At 52.2% G+C, this 1,243-nt stretch carries 1 protein-coding gene; it reads right to left on the bottom strand.

Going from position 1 to position 1,243, the window contains the following annotated elements:
• Positions 1-3: 3 nt before the first annotated feature.
• The coding region (locus ACTH5D_RS17270) for a Na(+)-translocating NADH-quinone reductase subunit A (RefSeq protein WP_441673397.1) at positions 4-1,243 on the bottom strand (1,240 nt) is incomplete at its 5' end.

The following is a 1,243-nucleotide window of genomic DNA, read 5'->3' as shown; positions in this document are numbered from 1 at the left end:
TCATCAGGCCTCTTTCTCGATCATGGTGAGATTGTCACGCAGGATGGGGCCGTATTCGTATTTGCCAGGGCAAACGTACGTGCACAGCGCCAGATCCTCTTCGTCCAGCTCAAGACACCCAAGCTGCATGGCAGCCTCAATATCACCCACGATCAGCGAACGCAAAAGTTGAGTAGGCATAATGTCTAGCGGCATCACTTTCTCGTAGACACCGATGGGCACCATCGCACGCTCAGAACCATTCGTTGACGTCGTCGGAGCATAGTTGCTCAGCCCTTTAATTTTGGAAATATAAATCCCCAAAACCGAGTGGCGATTAACACCGGGAGACATCCAACCCATGAATGTGCGCTTATTACCTTCTTCTAGCAAGCTCACTTGATTGCCGAAGCGGCCTAGATAGGTCAACTTGCCTTCTGCAGCAAAACCAGAAAATACAGAGCCTGAAATGACGCGAGTGTCATCAGGCTTGATAACGTCGCCATCCAGCAGTTCATCCGTATTAGCGCCTAGGCGTGTACGAATAAGACGAGGATTCTCGGCACGCGGACCACCGATGGCAATAATGCGGTTCACATCCAGCTTACCTTCTACAAACAGCTTGCCGAACGCAATCACGTCCTGATAGCCGATGTGCCACACTTTTTTATGCAGTGCGACCGGAGAAAGGTAATGAATATGGGTCCCGACCAAGCCGGCAGGATGAGGCCCCCCAAAGCTTTCGGCTTTCACACCGTCAATATCGCCACCCGGAATAGAGGCATTCTCACCCGTGCCATTCTCGCCGGTACATAGGAAGACGTTGCCCTCGGTAAGGCGCGCTAACACCTTGAGGCCGTCTTCAAATGCCTGCGGCTGCTCATTTATGATCAACGCAGGGTCAGGGCTCAGCGGATGGGTATCCACGGCAGTCACAAAAATATCGACCGGCGTGCTATCGATAGCTGGTGTACGCGAGAATGGACGCGTGCGTAGCGCTGTCCACAGCCCAGACTCCACCAGCTGATCAACCACGATCTGACGATCAAGCTGTGCGATGGCATTACGATCATGAGCTGCGAACTCAATCGCCTCCTCAGTCTCGTCAACTCTAATCACAACAGATAGCAAACGACGTTTTTCGCCACGGTTTATTGCAAGCACTTCACCGGCAGCAGGCGCTGTATAGCGCACGCCATCAATCTTCTTATCGGTGAAGAGCAATTGGCCTAGTTTGACCTTATCCCCTTCCTGAACTTCCATT

It is taken from the genome of Halomonas sp. (assembly GCF_052095695.1).
Taxonomy (GTDB): Bacteria; Pseudomonadota; Gammaproteobacteria; order Pseudomonadales; family Halomonadaceae; genus Vreelandella.
Note: the sequence above shows the minus strand (reverse complement) of the source record. Positions and strands in the feature narration are given on the sequence as shown.